The following is a 17980-nucleotide window of genomic DNA, read 5'->3' as shown; positions in this document are numbered from 1 at the left end:
CTCTAGCGAACCGTCGGGTTTTTCTTAAATTTAAAGCCCGTTAGGAAAAAATCTACTTAACCAATAAACAAATGATGGTGCTATGTCGTACCCATACCAGATTAAGACTTTAGAAGATTATCAACAGGCGTATCAACAGAGTGTAATGGACCCGGAAGGATTCTGGGCCAATGTGGCAGACCACTTCATGTGGCGCCGTAAGTGGGACAAAGTATTGGACTGGAATTTCAAAGATCCCGACATCAAATGGTTCTCCGGCGCCAAACTGAACATCACCGAAAACTGTCTGGACCGCCACCTCGGTACCCTTGGTAATACCCCTGCCATCATTTGGGAACCCAATGACCCCGAAGAGCATCACCGTATCATCACTTATCGCGATTTATACAATAAGGTATGCCAGTTCGCCAATGTACTCAAAAACAACGGCGTTAAAAAAGGCGACCGCGTATGTATCTATATGGGCATGATTCCTGAACTGGCCATCGCTGTACTGGCATGTGCCCGCATCGGCGCTATCCACTCTGTGGTTTTCGGCGGCTTCAGCGCCCAGTCCATTGCCGACAGGATACAAGATGCCCAGGCCAGCCTGGTAATCACCTGTGACGGCGCTTTCCGCGGCAATAAAGACATTCCGCTGAAATCCGTTATCGACGACGCGCTGATGAGCTGCCCTTCCGTGAAAAAAGTAATTGTATGCACTCGCACCCGCACTCCGGTGAGCATGCTTAAAGGAAGAGATAGCTGGTGGGAAGATGAAATCAAACAAGTGGAAACCATGGGCAACCCTCCCTGCCCCGCCGAAGAAATGGATGCAGAAGACATGCTCTTCATCCTCTATACTTCCGGCTCTACCGGCAAACCCAAAGGTGTAGTACACACCTGCGGCGGCTACATGGTATATACCAACTACACCTTCGTCAATACCTTCCAGCATCAACGCGGCGAAGTATTTTTCTGCACCGCAGACATAGGCTGGATCACCGGTCACAGCTACATCGTATATGGCCCGCTCAGCGCAGGCGCCACCACCCTCATGTTTGAAGGCATGCCTACTTATCCGGATGCCGGCAGACTGTGGGAAATCGTTGACAAATTCAGGGTAGACACCCTCTACACCGCTCCTACCGCCATCCGCAGCCTCATGGGATACGGTCTCGGCCCGGTTAATCATAAAGATCTCAGCTCCCTGAAAAAACTCGGCAGCGTAGGCGAACCAATTAACGAAGAAGCATGGCACTGGTTTAAAGACAATATCGGCAAAGGCCGCTGCCCTATCGTTGACACCTGGTGGCAAACAGAAACAGGCGGTATCATGATCACCCCTATTGCCGGCGTCACCCCGGAAAAACCCGGTTTCGCCACCCTACCACTCCCCGGCGTTCAGCCGATCCTGGTAGACGAAAATGGTCAGGAAGTGAAAGGCAACGGCGTAAACGGTAACCTCTGCATCAAATTCCCATGGCCTGGTATGCTCCGCACCACCTACGGCGATCATGAACGCTTCCGTAAAACCTACTTCTCCACATACGAAAATCTCTACTTCACCGGAGACGGCTGTATGCGCGACGAAGACGGGCACTACCGCATCACCGGCCGCGTAGATGATGTACTCAACGTCAGTGGCCACCGTATTGGTACCGCAGAAGTGGAAAACGCCATTAATATGCACGCGGGTGTCATAGAAAGCGCTGTGGTAGGCTACCCCCACGATATCAAAGGTCAGGGTATCTACGCCTACGTGATCCTGGAAAGGCTGTCACATGACGCAGAACTCACCAAAAAAGATATCGCCCAAACCGTGTCCCGCATCATAGGCCCGATCGCCAAACCGGATAAAATCCAGATTGTAAGCGGTCTGCCTAAAACCCGCTCCGGCAAAATCATGCGCCGTATCCTGCGCAAAATCGCAGAAAACGACCTCGATAACCTGGGCGACACTTCTACTCTCCTCGATCCTTCGGTAGTAGACGAAATCAAAAAAGGAAAACTGTAAGCCAGTACCCATATTAAAGCAACAAAGGAGCAATGGTGCCAAAACGCACTCTTTGCTCCTTTGTTGCTTTATCAGACCTTTGTGCAAAATTTAAACATCCACATGCGGCGCATTCTCAAAAAAGTCCTGTATCCCCTGCTGTTCCTCGTGCTGTTGCTCAACTTCATTGCGGCCTTCCACGCCTGGAAGTTCACCCACTTCTATGAAGATAACCGCCACCGCAACAAACGCCCGGAAGAAATGAACACAGGTGAAAAACTACAGATCATTTTTCTGGGAGTACGGTTATCTAAATCTATTACCAGCGCCCATCCTGATGTACCTTATGAAACTGTCAGGCTCCTCACTTCCAGCGGCCTGCACCTGGAAGGCTGGTGGATGCCGGTAGCCAACGCCAAAGGTGCGGTTATCCTCTTCCATGGCTATGGCGGCAATAAAGGGTCGCACCTGCCGGAAGCCGACTGGTTCCGGCAGCTGGGATACAGCACTTTTATGATCGATTTCCGTGCACATGGCAACAGCGATGGCAGCACCTGCAGCATCGGTTATAAGGAAGCCGAAGACGTAAAACTGGCCTGGGATTTTGTAGCTTCCAAAACCAAACAGCCCATCACCCTCTGGGGTATGAGTATGGGCGCCGCAGCCATCCTGAAAGCTGTACCTGAATATCATCTCACTCCACAAAAAATTATTCTCGAATCACCATTTGCCACACTGCTGGATGCTGTAAAAAGCCGCATGCGGTCTGTTCATCTCCCTGCTGTTCCGCTGTCGCAGTTGCTTACTTTCTGGGGTGGCATAGAACAGGGCTTCTGGGGCTTCAACCATAACCCGGAAGATTACGCCTCACACATACAGGTGCCGGTGCTTTATATGTGGGGCCAGCAGGATATCCGTGTCACGCCCGATGAAACACAGCGGGTCTTCAGCCACCTCGCCACCACCAACAAAAAACTGTATATTTTTAAAGATGCCGGTCATCAGTCCTTTTGCCTGAAAGACGGTCCTCGCTGGAAAAAACTGACACAGGACTTTCTGGCCCAATAAAAAAGCGCGCACCATCCGAGTGGAGCGCGCTCTTCACAGGAACCTGACCCGCCGTATATATTGGAGTCATGGTACAGTAACGGATTACTGACCACTAGATGCAATACACTTTATGCAGTATAAAGGTACAAACACCTGCTGCCATTGGAAAACACCAGACCCAACTGCTGCAAAAACCTTTCTTTTTTAACGGCGGATTACAACGGGAGTTCCTACTTTAATAATTTCGTATAATTCGTTTACGTCCGCATTTTTCATACTCACACAACCCATCGTCCAGTTCTCGCGGCTATCCACATAATTATCGCGGATACCAGCACCATACTCTACGCCATGAATACCAATACCACCGCCTATCGTGGCACTCTGTGACAATGACCCGTCACTCTGAAGCTGCTGGAACTTCCGTTTGGAGTCTTCGTTGGGGTAATCCAGCAACATAAAACGGCTCCAGCGATTGTCCAGTCTTTTGCTCAGAATATGAAAAGTACCTTCCGGTGTTTTCCGGTCTCCTTCCACTTCTTTGTCTCCCTGGTCTTTATTACCAAAAACAACCTTGTAAATTTTTCTCAGTGTTACATCTTCATAAAGGTACATGCGGTAATCGCTCTTGTCTATCAGCAGGAAAATCTTATCCGGATTGACATTACTGGTAGTGAGCCGTACATTGTACAGATCACTGTTACCAACAAATGCGGATAATGGCATCAGCAATAGTATCACTGCATACCAGTAAAATCGGTTCATCATAGGGTGATTAAATAATGCTGATAACGTTGATAAAGATTCTTTTATTGCAACCCAATAAAAAGCGCGACATACAGGTGTATGCCGCGCTTCGCTTTAAATATGCATGGATTAATAACCGAAAATCTCTTCCAGGGAAAGTGTTTTCACCTGACCGATTTTTTTCAGATCATCCATATTGACTTTCTTTTCAGAAGCTACCACACAATAAGTGTAAGGCTTGTGTGCAATGTTTTCATCGTGGAATTTCTTCACATCGCTGAAATTCATTTTATTGATAGACTCATACACCTGTTTGCGGATATCTGTGCTCAGACCCAGTTTCTGTGCAGCCAGGTAACTGAAGACAATACCGTCGTTGGTGATGCGTTCTGTTTCGATATCCTGCTTCATGGATTCCTTAGCTGTCTCTAACAGTTTATCAGAACGGGGGATATCATTCAGCAGTTCATTCATGCCTTTGATAGCCTCATTCATTTTATCTGCCTGACTACCTACATAAGCAATCTGAGAATAACGTTCTCCTTTTTTGTCAGGAGATACAAACATCGCGTAGGTTGAGTAAGCCAGTGCTTTAGACTCACGGATGGTCTGGAACACGATAGAACCCATGCCTCCGCCGAAGTAGTTATTGAACAGGGTGATGACACCGGTATTGGCAGGATCATATACTGATTCGTTACCTACCCAGTTAACTTCTGTCTGTACCATGTCGTAGTCAGCAAAAAGCACCTGGTTGTTGCTCTGGGTTGTTTTTGTGAATTTCACGGCAGCTGGTGCTTCTTTAAAGCTGGCTGGCAGCGTGTGTACTTTCTTCACATCAGCAGTAGCGGCAGCAAGTGACTGAGGACCATAGTAGATAACAGTATGCTTATAGGAAGGCAGTTCATGCAGCAGTGTGGTGAGCTCTGTAGCAGTCACGGCATCCAGGTCAGCCTGGCTCAGCTGGTTATTGAAAGGATTGTGTGCACCAAACATTGCATAGTTGACAACCCCTTTCATGATAGCGCTCTTGTTGAGTTTCGCATCAGAACGGGTTTTCTGCATACGGGCTTTCAGGGAAGCCAGTGCAGCTTCATTAGGCTGGCAGTGTGTCAGTACATTTTCAAACAGTGTAACCGCTTTGTCGAAGTTTTCCTGCAGACCAGTGATAGTAATGGTTGTATTTTCAGCGGAGGTAGCTACGCTGAAGTTGCAGGCGATATTGTAAAACTCCTTACTGATCTGTTCTGCAGTGTATTTATCAGTACCCAGGAATTGCAGGTACTGAGCAGCCAGACTCAGTTTTTTGTTGCTCCAGGAGCCCATATCAAAACGGTAATAGAGGCGGAACAGACCGTTGTCTTTGTTCTGCACATACATCATATTGGTATTGCCAACAGAAGCAGTCTGGATATCTTTTTCATAATCCAGCCACTGAGGCTTCACTGGTGTAGCAGGCATCGCAGCTACTTTCTGCAGGAAGGCAGATTGTGCTTCACGGTTTACCTCTACCGGGGTGATAGCTGGTTTCTCTACCTTCTGGATGTTTTTATCTTCGCCTTTACGTTTGTACACCACTACATAGTTGTTGCTGAGGTATTGATTGGCGTAGTCAACGATCTGTTTTTTGGTCACGTTACCCATATCATCCACATAGGCCACATCGTAGGTCCAGTTGGCGCCTTTGCTCTTAATGAAAGCATCCATGATGGAAGTAGCGCGGGTATTGTTGCTTTCCAGGCCCTGCAGTTCAGACAGTTTTGCGTTGTTAACAATCGCTTTCACGAGCGACTCATCGAACTCTCCTTTTTTGAGGATGTCCAGTTGACCCAGCAGCAGGCTTTTAACGTCGTCCAGTGTTTGGCCAGGTTTGGCTTTACCAGATAAAGACAGGATAGAGTAGTCTTTCAGAGACATTACACCGGCGCTTGAATTCAGGACTTTCTGTTGTTTGTTGATGTTGAGATCGAGCAGACCAGCTTTACCATTTTGCAGGATGCTGGAGAGCACACCCAATACCAGTGAGGATTTGGTATCCAGAGCACCGGGCAGTCTGAAGGCGATATCGATGCTTTCTGCATCAGGACCGAATACTTCTTTTACCACTGGAGCTTTGAAAGCTGCTTCCGGAGCAGGTTTGTATTCTTTTACCGGTTGAGCTTTCATGTAGCCAAACTTATTGTCGATGGTTTTGATCACGTAGTCCGGATCAAAGTCACCAGCCATTACGATAGCCATATTATTAGGCACGTAATAGGTATTGTAGAAGTCGCGGATGGCCTTCAGGTTTGGATTTTTGAGGTGTTCTATGGTACCGATGGTAGACTGCTGCCCGTAGTTATGGGTAGGGAACAGTGCTGCCAGCAGGGTTTCATATACTTTGCGGCCGTCGTTATCGAGGCCACGGTTTTTTTCCTCATATACAGCTTCCAGTTCAGTATGGAAGAGGCGGAATACCGGGTCACGGAATCTTTCTGACTGAACGGTCAGGTATTTATCGATGGCGTTGGAAGGAATATCCTCTTCGTAGATGGTTTCTTCCACCCAGGTATGTGCGTTGGTACCCTGGGCTCCCATGCCGGTCATCATTTTATCGTATTCGTTGGCGATAGCGTATTTAGCGGCTATGCCGGAAACGCTGTCGATCTCATGATATACGGCTTTACGAGCGGCGGGGTCTGTTGTTTTGTTGTACTTATCATACAGGCGTTCGATCTGGTCGATATAAGGTTTTTCCTTAGCCCAGTCGAGAGAACCATATTGCTGGGTGCCTTTAAAGAGCAGGTGTTCCAGGTAGTGGGCCAGGCCGGTATGATCCTTCGGATCGTTGTTACTACCAGCGCGGGTACCGATCAGTGTCTGGATGCGGGGCTCTTTTTTATTGACACTCAATACAACAGTAAGGCCGTTCTTCAGGGTATAAAAACGAGCTTTCATGGGGTCGTCTGTTACATAACGATAGGAGTAGCCTCCGGAGGTGGCGTCTTTCCATTGGAATTTCCCCTGCGCAATGGCTGTTTGCAGTGTTCCTGCAAACAACAACAGCGATACAGTTAGTTTAAGCAGTTTCATAAGAAATCTGTTGGTTGGTTTAGAAATTGTCACCAAATATAACCGGAAGGGGAAAAATAACCGCGCTAAAAAAATGATAATTCTATGAACGGCAAGGCATAGGCATATACAACCGATTGAAAATCAATCAGCATCACAAGACAAGCACACAACTTATCTAATTAAAAATCAAGGAATTAGGTTATTCAATAAAAAATTTGAGTGTTTACTGGCTACCAGTCCGTTCCAGAGAGAATCGGCGGGCGGCACAGCATGATGGCGTTTTTTGGCAATTGTGGGTTTGGATGGAGTTGTATGAACGGCAGGCCGGCTGGCTGTCGCAAAAATTTTCTGCGGGGCTTCCTGGTTGCTGGCAATAGCCGGAACATCGACAGGAAGTTGCAGATTTCCACCCGAATTTCTGGTGACTTTTACACCAAGCAGGCGTTTATCACAGGAATGCACCCAGGCAATACAACCAATACACGCCATCAGGGCGATGAATGAACGCATAAAGATATTTTTGGTCTGGTCAAAAAATGTTAGAATCCATTTAACCGCAACCCAATAGAAAACGGATATTGCTGTAATCCGTAGTCGTGCAAAGGCGTGAGGGCGAAGTTTCCATAGAGTTTCACAGGGCCATAGCCAAGTTCACTAGTGAGTCCGAAACGCCATTTGTTGAGGTTGAAATCATCGGTTTTCCGCACTTTGCCTCTTTCTTCACTGATTTGTTTGGTTCTGGATTTGATCAGGTAACCACCGGAGACACCAAAGCTCGCCTGAAATGCGCGATTAGGGCGGGCCGGGTTAGAATTAAAGTTAAGCATCACCGGGATCGATATATATTCGGCAAATAACTTGTTTTTTGAAAACTCTATTGTATCCCTGATAATCCTGGTTGTATAACCAGGTTGGTAAGTTATATTTCGGGCATACCTGAAGTTGTTCATCTCCAATCCTAAGGCATATAACAAGTTCAACTTGTGTTTTGTTATATTCAACCGTTGTTCAAAAAGCCAGATATTAAAATTGATCGATTTTCCGGTGATAAGTTTAAATTCAGCTGGTGTTAATGGTTCACTTCCTTCTCTGGGTGCAAAAGTGGCCAACCCTGCGCCGGAGTAGTCGTAGGTTTTGGCAGCAGGCATGGCGCCATTGTAAAAATTGGTGGTATTGGGGTACCATGCAATATAACTGGCACCATTATACTCACTTCTGTCGATATAATTATTGAACCCGATATCGAAGACAAACCACCTGGTATGCAGGTTCTTTTTCAGCTTTGCACGGGCGTAGGCTGTATCGCTATAAATTTTATAGGAATTGCGGCCCTTTTCAGTTTTTCCTTTGATGATGATCAGACCTTTGATCCAGAAGGTGTCCGGAAGGGGAGCTGCAACAGCAGCTGCTGTGATACCCTGGTGGCTGGTGTCAACATTTTGTCCCTGGGCCAACCCTACACATAATACCAGTAATAAACAGAGTAAAACTTTATGCTTCATATGTTTTTACCATCATTTTATTTATTCCTTTTTCGGGAGAAAAATTTTGCAACATTGGTGACTTTGTCCAGAATACGGCTGTCACTTCCGCTGACAGATAGGATCAGTTCTCCTTTTATCGGAGAAGGAGCAGGTGTTGCGGCTACCGGGCTTGCAGCAACGGTTTTGCTGGCTGCCGGGATATTAGCGGCCATTACCGTTTCCCTGGGGTGATTGTTATCTGCCGGACTCGAGGCAGCAATACCGGTATTCTGCAGGTGTTTTTCCACTACTTCATCGGATGTATTCCGGGGAGAAGGCAGTGCTGAGATCACAGGGGCCTCTGCCGGTGCAGGTGCTACTGCTACAGTATTGTTTGCTGCTGTACTAACATCCGGAGTAGAAGAAGTGTTCTTTTTAGCCGGGACAATTTCCTTTTTTCTGATGTTCAGCCGGGCTGCTTCACCAGCGCCTGCTGTCCGGGCAGCGGCTGCAACGGCCGGGGACTCGTGTGGTACTGGGCTGGCAACCGGAGCCTCATGCATTACCGGTGCTATAGTGTTATGAGCCATAGGGCTGGTCACAGACTGGCTGGTATGCCGGTTACCGGCAGGCAGCAGCCAGATCAGCAATCCTGCTACCACAGCAGCGGTAGAGGCTGCCCCCCACCAGTAGGCCGGAATAATCCGTCCTTTGCTGGTACTGCGGTACAGACTGGCTTTGTTTTCAAATACTATCCGGTGGTCTGGTTCCAGTTTGACCAGCTGCAACAGAGCCAGCTCCTGTTGTGCCTGGGGCTGATGCTGCAACCAGGACTTTAACCCGGCTGTTTCTTCAGCAGACAGCTCTCCGTCTACCAGGCTCAGCATCAAAGACTCGTAATCTGTGGTCTCAGCAGAGGAAGTCCGGTATAGGGCTGCTTTATTATCGAATACCAGCTGCTCATCGGGCGCCACGCAGATATTTTCCAGCAGTTCCAGCTCAGCCCGCAGTTGTGGGTGCTGTTCCAGGAACTGCATAAGGGCAGCTTTCTCCGACTCATTCAGTTCATTATCCACATAACTGAGCAGGTAGGACTCGTAATTTGATATGTTAATACCTACAGCCAAAAAATCTATTTATTATTAATCAATTAACAATTATAAAAATTTTATATAACGTTTTCCATCTTTACCAGGTAATTTTTCAGATGTATCCTGGCCCGATGGAGGTAAACCTTTACCTGAGAAGGATTCAGCTCCATAATTTCCCCGATCTCTTCATAGCTGTAACCTTCATAGTCCTTCAGCAACACCAGCGACCGCTGCACCTCACTTAGATTAGCTAATGCCCTGGCAATCACTTCTTTAGCATTATTAATCTTATGATCTGCCACCTTCATCTCATCTCTAAATTCATCTACCAGTGTTACCCGCTTTGTTTTACGTACATGATCGATCATATTATGGTACGCAACTGTAAACAGGTATGACTTTGCCTTTTCAAAAGGCACATCCTGACAGTGCTTCCATAATATTTCGAATGCGTTCTGTACTACGTCTCTGGCATCCTCCGCATGATCCAGATTTTTAATAATAAAGCGGAATATATTGTCCGAATACAGATCCACACATTTATTGTACTCCTTTTCCGTCATTCCGGTTGGTGCGGGATTTTTGTGCTAAGTTCCGACATTTACTTTTAATACCTATCATGGCCATCATCCAGCCTTACCCACACCTTCTCATTCATTGGCATCCTCATTTCTGATTTGCATAGCAGGAAAAGTATCTTAAAAACTGATCATCAACCCATTATCCAGCATATCATTATTTTATCTGTTTTTCTCCGGTTCAATCTCCAGTTTTCCGCTACATGGCATCGTTAAGCATGATAGTACTATGACGGAATGCTGCCGGCAAATGTTACACCTCGGTCAAACTTTTTACAGTCGAAGCCCTTACCTGTTCATGCCACACATAATCGTAATACATTTATTGCCTATAACTTTGCAAAAGCGTTATTAAAATATTGTACTTACTATGAATGAGAAGTTTATATCCCGTTTACGGGAAGAACTGGAGGAAATCAACAATGCCGGTCTGTATAAGAGAGAACGTATCATTACGTCTGAGCAGGGAGCAGAAATACAGGTTGGCGGTAAGACTGTCGTGAATTTCTGCGCCAATAACTACCTGGGACTGTCTTCCCACCCAGCTGTGGTAAAGGCCGCCAAAGAAGCCATCGACACCCATGGCTATGGCATGAGTAGTGTCCGCTTTATCTGCGGTACTCAGGACATACACCGTGAGCTGGAGCTGAAAATCGCCAAATTCCTGGGCACAGAAGACACCATTCTGTATGTGGCCGCTTTTGATGCCAACGGTGGCGTATTTGAGCCGCTGTTTGGTGAACAGGACGCCATTATCTCTGACGCCCTGAACCATGCCTCCATTATCGACGGGGTACGTTTGTGTAAAGCACAACGCTTCCGTTATGAACATAACAACATGGCCGACCTGGAAGCCAAGCTGCAGGAAGCCAAAGACTGCCGTAGCCGTATCATCGTTACCGACGGCTCCTTCAGCATGGACGGAACCATCGCCCAACTGGACAAGATCTGTGAACTGGCCGATAAATATGACGCTATCGTTATGACCGACGAAAGCCATTCTTCCGGTTTCCTCGGCAAAACCGGCCGTGGTACCCACGAATACCGTAATGTAATGGGCCGGGTAGACATCATCACCGGTACCCTCGGTAAGGCCCTCGGCGGTGCTTCCGGAGGTTTCACCAGCGGCCGCAAAGAGGTGATCGACCTCCTGCGCCAGCGCAGCCGTCCGTACCTGTTCTCCAACTCTGTGGCGCCCAGCATCGTAGGTGCTTCCATCGCTGTACTGGATATGCTGAGCGAAACTACCGCCCTGCGCGATAAACTGGAGTACAACACCAAATATTTCCGTACCAAAATGACGGAAGCCGGCTTCGATATCAAACCCGGTGACCACCCTATCGTACCCGTAATGCTGTACGACGCCGTGCTGAGCCAAAAGATGGCAGAAAAACTGCTGGAAGAAGGTATCTACGTGATCGGCTTCTTCTTCCCCGTAGTTGCAAAAGGACAAGCCCGTATCCGCGTTCAGCTCAGCGCTGCCCACGAACAGGCCCACCTCGACAAAGCCATCACCGCATTTACCAAAGTAGGCAAGGAACTGGGTGTGATCAAATAATCACAACCCATTGAAAATAAAGGACCAAGCCGTTTCTATAGCCTCCAGGACTGAAGTCCTGGGCTATTAGAAACGGCTTGGTCCTTTTCAGGAGACAATTCTCTAATCGTAACTTTTCTTCCCTACTTTTGCACCTGATTAATTTACCAAATCTCATTATACTGATGAAACGACTCGGCTGGATGGTATTAGCGCTGGGGCTTCTGATGACGGCCTGCGCACCGAATAATGTCAAGGAAGAAAAAAGCTGGGAAAAATATTTTACCCAGTACAAGGTGGAAGGCACCTTTATGTTATTCAACAATGCCCAGGGAACATTTAAAGTGTATAACCTGGACAGGGCCAAGGAACGTTTCCTGCCAGCATCCACCTTCAAGATCTTTAACTCCCTCGTAGGTCTGCAAACCGGTGTGATCTCCGATACCAGCATGGTCATTCCCTGGGATGGCGTTACACGCCCCGACCTGGAATGGAACAAAGACATGAGCATGCAGGAGGCCTTTAAAGTATCGTCTGTTCCTTACTTTCAGGAGGTGGCCCGCCGCATCGGCAAAACCAATATGCAGTTATGGCTCGACTCCGTAAAATACGGTAACATGAAAATCAGCCGTATCGATACCTTCTGGCTGGACAATTCCCTGCAGATCTCCTCTGATGAAGAACTGGGCTTTGTAAAAAAACTGTACTTCGATCAGCTACCTTTTGCCAAAACCAACATGAAAGCAGTACGTGACGTGATGCTCATGGAAAAAACGCAGAAGTATGAGCTGTCTTACAAAACCGGATGGGGCATTGTAGGACCTAAACAGATTGGCTGGGTAGTAGGCTGGATAGAGGAAAACAGACATCCCAGCTTCTTTGTGCTCAACCTGGAGAGCGAAGATCCGAAGTTTGACATGACCAAAGCACGGATGGATATTCTCCGGAATATCCTTACAGATGCCGGTTATTTTAAAGGCGAAATGTAATCAACAAAGGCTTTCTATAAAGCAGGAAAGGAGCGAAAGGAGCGAAAAATTTTCACGCTCTTTCGCTCCTTTCCTGCTTTATAGCCCATCTCTGCGTTAAAAAAAACCTAAACCCCTATCCCCGCTCTTGTAATACGTGACAAAAAAATTATTTTTGAGATCTTGCCCTGGGCAAGCGATCTTAAAATTGTATATGTTACGTTTTCAGCATAGTGAATATTTATGGGCGCTGACTTTATTGCTGGTACTGCAGCTGGCGTTCCTGGGCGTGTCCTGGTGGAAGCGACGCTCCATACGCCGCATGGGTGATCCTGCCCTGGTAGAGAAACTGTTTACCGGCTACTCCCGCAAACTGTTTGTGTTTAAATTTCTGCTCATTTTCCTGGCTTTCTTTTTTGGTGTGCTGGGACTGGCCAATCTGCAGAAAGGCAGCCGCATGGAAAAAATCACCCGTAAGGGAGTAGATGTAGTAATCGCCCTCGACGTGAGTAAAAGTATGATGGCCACGGATATTCAGCCCGACAGGCTTACCCGTGCCAAACAACTGATCAGCAAGTTGATGGACAAACTCGACAACGACCGTATCGGCCTGGTTGTATTTGCCGGCAACGCTTACCTGCAAATGCCGCTCACCATCGACTACTCCGCTGCCAAAATGTATCTCAGCACCGTATCCCCCGATATGATCCCTACACAGGGTACTGCCATCGGACAGGCTATTCAGGTAAGTGATGATGCATTCAACAAAAAAGAAAGGAAACACAAAGCGCTGATCATCATCTCCGATGGAGAAGACCATGATGAAACAGCCCTCCAGAAAACCAAAACAGCTTTTGATAACGGCGTAGTCACCAACACCATCGGTATCGGCTCCGTAGCCGGATCCCCACTCCCCGACCCGGAAACAGGCGGTTACAAAAAGGACCGGGAAGGCAATACCGTTATCTCCAAACTCAATGAAGGTGAACTGAAAGGGATCGCTGCCGCCGGTAAAGGTATTTATCAGCATCTGGACAACAATACCGATGATGTGGTGAACTCGCTGGTAAACAAGATCGACAGCATGGAACAGAAAGAGTTCGGGGAAAACGTATTTACAGATTATAACAGCTATTTTCAATATTTCCTCGGCCTGTGCCTGGTGCTGTTGCTGATTGAATTTTTTATTCCTGAAGTACGCCGCCAACGCGTACCCGCAGAAACAGCCACCGCTTAATTTATACAACGGATCATGAAAATTACTTTTATAAAACAAACCTGTTTCATCATCGCCATTATGCTCAGCGGCTTCTCGGCCTTTGCGCAGAATGGCACCAACAAGTTTATCCGTAAAGGCAATGAACTGTATCAGAAACAGCTGTTCAGCGATGCAGAAGCCAACTACAAAAAAGCGCTCGAACAAAACGCTCAATCTGCAGTAGGTAGCTATAACCTGGGCAACTCCCTCTATCAGCAGAAACGGTACGACGATGCGCGTACCCAATACGCCAACAGTCTTAAAACGGCCGATAACAGCCACATCAAATCAGATGCTGACTATAATATCGGCAATACCTTCATGGAAGCAAAAAAGTGGGAAGAAAGCATCAAGTCTTACAAACAGGCGCTGAAAATAAACCCTTCCGATGAGGACGCCCGCTACAACCTGGCTTATGCCCAGTCTATGCTGAAAAAACAGCAGGACAACAAAGACAAGAAGGATAACAAGGATAAAAATAAAGACAAGAATAAAGATAAAAATAAGGATAAGGATAAGGATAAGGACAAAGACAAGGATAAAAACAAAGACGAGAAAAACAAGGATCAGAATAAAGACCAGAACAAAGATCAGAACAAAGACAAGAATAAAGATAATAAAGACCAGCAGGAGCAACAAAAGCCTGAACCGCAGCCTAGCAAGCTGAATAAACAGGAAGCAGAACGTTTATTGCAGGCCCTGTCCCAGGAAGAAAAGAAACTGCAGGACAAAGCCAAAAAGATAAAAGGTCAGCCTGTTCCGGTAGAGAAAGACTGGTAAAATACCTTATACTCAACAAATGGTTAGAATCCGGTAGTACCGTTGGTGCTGCCGGATTTTTTATGGCACAAAAAAACCGGAACAGGAATATTCCGGCCATTTTACCTAAACCTACAACAGTTACGCATGGTAACAGTACCTTGCGACTGTAATAAAGTAAGGAGGAGATGCCTGCGTCCTGACTGGTTACTCTTTACCTGTTTCTCCAGCCTTAACATTCATTTATTCATCTTTTGTTATCAGCAAGCATCCCCCCACACTTTAAAACACACATATTTTAAACAGCATGATGCTGCATCACATTTTTCTGTGGTTTTGCTGGCATAGACCATCACTTTTCGGGAAGACAGGTGCTGGCCGGGGAGCAATTCTCTTCTTACAGCACAGTAATTTTTGTGGGCAACCTCAGCATGATTTTCTTTTTTTAAAGCATCCAATAAGTACACAAAGCTAAGCAGCAGGTATCCAACCTGCTAGGACAATTAAGCTATTAACTTGGACTATTTGAACATCATGTCCCGGAAATCCTGAGGAGAGATGCCGGCATTATTTTTAAAGAAGCGACTAAAATAGGCAGGGTCTTCAAATCCAAGCTCGTAGCAGATCTCTTTCACGCTTTTATGGCTGAAAGCCAGGTTACGCTTGGCCTCCAGCACAATACGGTCATGTAACAGCTCCGTTACCGTACGTCCGGTAGTTTCCTTGGTGATCTCGTTAAGCCTTTTAGGCGTGAGGGCAAAAGCATTAGCATAAAAAGCTACCTGATGCTCTCTTTGATAATGTTTCTCCAGCAGACGGCGCAGTTGTACCACCCGGGCATCATGGTGATCAGGCCCCATGGCTTCTGTGGCATTCCGCTTTTTTTCTCTTTCTGCGAGTAGTAAAAAAGCGTTGAGATAATGTTTGATAATGCTGCGACTGTTGGTCCCGGGCACCCGCTGTTCCCTGCTCATCAGTTCTACCAGGCCCATCAGTGAAGGGATGGTATTTTCTCCGATGGAGATCGGTCCATAGCCATGCCAGTTATCAAAAAGGTTGGAAAAATCGTACAGGGTTTCCTTATCGTGTTTGTTGGCAAAATAAAAGCGTTCTGAAAAAAGCAGGCAATAGCCTTCTCCTTCGCAGTCCAGTTGGTGAACCTGTCCGGGGCGGAGCAGGAACAACATGTCATCTTCCAGTTCATACCACACAAAATCCACCATGTGGCGGCCACGGCCCCTGGTAAACCACAGGACCTGGAAGGTGTGATGCCGATGAGGCTGATTAGTGATGTCTGTCACATACGTCCCCAACGGTGAGATGTTGAACTGTGTTTTCAGCGGTCCATCCTGATAAGGGATGTCCAAGCCTTTATTGATTAACATATGTGTTTCAAAATTAACGGATTACTCTTCTTACCCACCACCGTTCGTGGAATTTAATGTAGCTTTAAGGCAGGCGGCAATTGCCACCCAGGTTTATTAACTTTGCACCTGCAGAAAACAAACACGTATGCAGCTTTATTGCAACTCATTAACAGAATACAAGCGACTGGCCACACTGGAAGTAAAAGTAGGTGACCTACTCATCGGCAACTTCAACCCTATCCGTATCCAGACAATGACCACCACAGACACCATGGACACAGCAGCCACTGTGGCTCAGTCTATCAGGTGTATCGAAGCAGGGGCTGAACTGGTGCGTATCACCGCTCCCAGCAAGAAAGAAGCCGAAAATCTGTTACATATTAAAAATGAGCTCCGTCGCCAGGGATACCATACTCCCCTGGTAGCAGATATACATTTTACCCCCAATGCGGCAGAAATAGCCGCCCGTATTGTGGAAAAAGTAAGGATCAATCCCGGCAACTACATCGATAAAAAGAAATTCGAAACACTCGAATATACTGATGCAGAATACCTGGAAGAAATAGACCGTATACGGGAACGTTTTACTCCGCTGGTAAACATCTGTAAGGAATATGGTACCGCCATGCGTATTGGCACCAACCATGGCTCCCTGAGTGATCGTATTATGAGCCGTTACGGAGATACACCCATGGGCATGGTAGAAAGTGCCATGGAGTTTCTGCGTATCGCCGAAGATCTTCATTACCGGAATATCGTGCTGAGCATGAAAGCCAGCAACCCTCAGGTAATGGTACAGGCCTACCGGTTGCTGGTACAAACCATGCAGCAGGAACTGGGGCATTGTTATCCACTGCACCTGGGTGTTACAGAAGCCGGCGATGGAGAAGACGGCCGTATCAAATCCGCCATCGGGATAGGTACCCTCCTGGAAGATGGTGTAGGCGATACCATCCGGGTGTCGCTGACAGAAGATCCGGAGTTTGAATTGCCCGTATGCCGCGATATTGTTAAACGGTATACCAACAGACAACCGGAACAAGCAGCTTCTACCCATCCGATCGGTACGCTTCCTTACTCTCCCTACTCCTACAAACGCAGGGAAAGCAATGCAGCCGATAATATCGGCGACAAACAGGTGCCGGTAGTAGTAGCAGACTATCAGGGGAATACCCATCTCCAACCATCAGACCTTAACGCTATCGGCTATACATATGATGAACCATCCGATAAATGGAACATCGCCGATGCCGCTGCAGACTATATCTATTGCGGTGCTCAGACGCCATCTTTTGCACTGCCGGGAACACTTCAGGTAGTGGTAGATGCCGCCCACTGGCAAACCCTGGCAGACAAACAGGCTGCTGTGCCGTATTTCGATGCCGGCACCTATCAGGATGCCATCGCCGCCGGCCAGACCGGACCAAAGAACTTTGTGGCCGTTGCCTGCGACAACCTCGACACAACAACCGTGAACGAACTGCTGAAGCAGCTGCAGCATCCGGACATTGCCCGCGCTACCGTCCTGATACCCTATGCTACCGGGCACAACGCCATGGCCAGCATCAGAAGGTTCTTTATCCTGCTGGCAGAAAACCAGCTGACAGTACCGGTGATTATTCACAGCATCAGCCAGCATGCAACTGCAGACGAACACCTGATCCATCATGCCACCGAGGCCGGCGCCCTGCTGCTCGACGGCTTTGGAGATGGCCTCTGGTTGAGCAATCACGGTCCTGCTCAACACGCTACCGTCAACAATATTGCTTTCGGTATTCTGCAGGCTACCCGTACCCGCATCTCCAAAACAGAATATATTTCCTGTCCTTCCTGCGGCCGCACTTTGTTTGATCTGCAGGAAACTACCGCCCGCATCAGAGCGGTGACTCATCACCTGAAAGGTGTTAAAATAGCCATCATGGGCTGCATCGTAAACGGCCCCGGAGAAATGGCTGACGCCGATTTCGGTTATGTAGGCAGCGGAGTAGGAAAAATCACGCTCTATAGAGGAAAAGAGATTGTAAAACGTGGCCTCAACAGCGATGTAGCAGTTGACGAGCTCATCAATCTTATCCGTGAAAATGGCATGTGGGTAGATAAGAATTAATTATTAAATATTGCTTAAAATGAGGG

General features: G+C 47.3%; 14 protein-coding genes. 7 read left to right on the top strand and 7 right to left on the bottom strand.

The genetic code is table 11. From position 1 onward, the window contains the following. The first annotated feature begins 82 nt into the window (after nt 1-82). Together acs and DF182_RS14230 are read left to right on the top strand one after the other, a co-directional pair. A complete protein-coding gene (gene acs / locus DF182_RS14235; protein WP_113616257.1) occupies nt 83-1996 on the top strand; it encodes an acetate--CoA ligase in 1914 nt (637 codons plus the stop codon). Between the two features lie 102 nt (nt 1997-2098). Next, nucleotides 2099-3043, top strand: coding sequence for an alpha/beta hydrolase (locus tag DF182_RS14230; protein WP_113616256.1), 945 nt, complete (start codon nt 2099-2101; stop codon nt 3041-3043). Between the two features lie 186 nt (nt 3044-3229). On the opposite strand, the gene DF182_RS14225 is transcribed toward DF182_RS14230, so the two are convergent. The 6 genes from DF182_RS14225 to DF182_RS14200 form a co-directional block, all read right to left on the bottom strand. After that, complete coding sequence (locus DF182_RS14225) at nt 3230-3793, bottom strand: L,D-transpeptidase family protein (protein WP_113616255.1); 564 nt, start codon at nt 3791-3793, stop codon at nt 3230-3232. 108 nt (nt 3794-3901) lie between these two features. Next, complete coding sequence (locus tag DF182_RS14220; RefSeq protein WP_113616254.1) at nt 3902-6844, bottom strand: M16 family metallopeptidase; 2943 nt, start codon at nt 6842-6844, stop codon at nt 3902-3904. A 168-nt stretch (nt 6845-7012) separates the two neighbouring features. After that, nucleotides 7013-7336: a hypothetical protein gene (locus DF182_RS14215; protein WP_113616253.1), complete on the bottom strand. Its 324-nt coding sequence runs from the start codon at nt 7334-7336 to the stop codon at nt 7013-7015. Between the two features lie 29 nt (nt 7337-7365). Continuing rightward, a complete protein-coding gene (locus DF182_RS14210) occupies nt 7366-8328 on the bottom strand; it encodes an outer membrane beta-barrel protein (protein WP_113616252.1) in 963 nt (320 codons plus the stop codon). A gap of 17 nt (nt 8329-8345) precedes the next feature. Continuing rightward, the gene (locus tag DF182_RS14205; RefSeq protein ID WP_113616251.1) at nt 8346-9416 is read right to left on the bottom strand and encodes a tellurite resistance TerB family protein; all 1071 of its coding nucleotides are present in this window, start codon (nt 9414-9416) and stop codon (nt 8346-8348) included. Nucleotides 9417-9457: 41 nt separating this feature from the next. Further along, nucleotides 9458-9943, bottom strand: a complete 486-nt coding sequence (locus tag DF182_RS14200) for an RNA polymerase sigma factor (protein ID WP_113616250.1) — start codon at nt 9941-9943, stop codon at nt 9458-9460. Between the two features lie 385 nt (nt 9944-10328). On the opposite strand from DF182_RS14200, the gene kbl reads away from it, so the two are divergent. The 4 genes from kbl (at nt 10329) to DF182_RS14180 (ending at nt 14501) form a co-directional block, all read left to right on the top strand. Continuing rightward, nucleotides 10329-11516: a glycine C-acetyltransferase gene (kbl, locus tag DF182_RS14195; protein ID WP_113616249.1), complete on the top strand. Its 1188-nt coding sequence runs from the start codon at nt 10329-10331 to the stop codon at nt 11514-11516. A gap of 164 nt (nt 11517-11680) precedes the next feature. After that, the gene (blaOXA, locus tag DF182_RS14190; RefSeq protein ID WP_113616893.1) at nt 11681-12484 is read left to right on the top strand and encodes a class D beta-lactamase; all 804 of its coding nucleotides are present in this window, start codon (nt 11681-11683) and stop codon (nt 12482-12484) included. Between the two features lie 193 nt (nt 12485-12677). Continuing rightward, nucleotides 12678-13700: a VWA domain-containing protein gene (locus DF182_RS14185; RefSeq protein ID WP_113616248.1), complete on the top strand. Its 1023-nt coding sequence runs from the start codon at nt 12678-12680 to the stop codon at nt 13698-13700. 15 nt (nt 13701-13715) lie between these two features. Further along, the gene (locus DF182_RS14180) at nt 13716-14501 is read left to right on the top strand and encodes a tetratricopeptide repeat protein (protein WP_113616247.1); all 786 of its coding nucleotides are present in this window, start codon (nt 13716-13718) and stop codon (nt 14499-14501) included. 500 nt (nt 14502-15001) lie between these two features. Here the strand turns inward: DF182_RS14180 and DF182_RS14175 are convergent, their stop codons facing one another. Next, the gene (locus DF182_RS14175) at nt 15002-15865 is read right to left on the bottom strand and encodes a helix-turn-helix domain-containing protein (protein WP_113616246.1); all 864 of its coding nucleotides are present in this window, start codon (nt 15863-15865) and stop codon (nt 15002-15004) included. Between the two features lie 127 nt (nt 15866-15992). Here DF182_RS14175 and ispG point away from each other — a divergent pair, with 127 nt between their 5' ends. Next, entirely contained in the window at nt 15993-17954 is a 1962-nt protein-coding gene (gene ispG / locus DF182_RS14170; RefSeq protein WP_113616245.1) for a (E)-4-hydroxy-3-methylbut-2-enyl-diphosphate synthase, read from the top strand. The last annotated feature ends 26 nt before the right edge of the window (nt 17955-17980 follow it).

It is taken from the genome of Chitinophaga flava, from assembly GCF_003308995.1.
GTDB classification, from domain to species: Bacteria; Bacteroidota; Bacteroidia; order Chitinophagales; family Chitinophagaceae; genus Chitinophaga; species Chitinophaga flava.
This window is presented reverse-complemented; position numbering and strand designations above follow the sequence as displayed.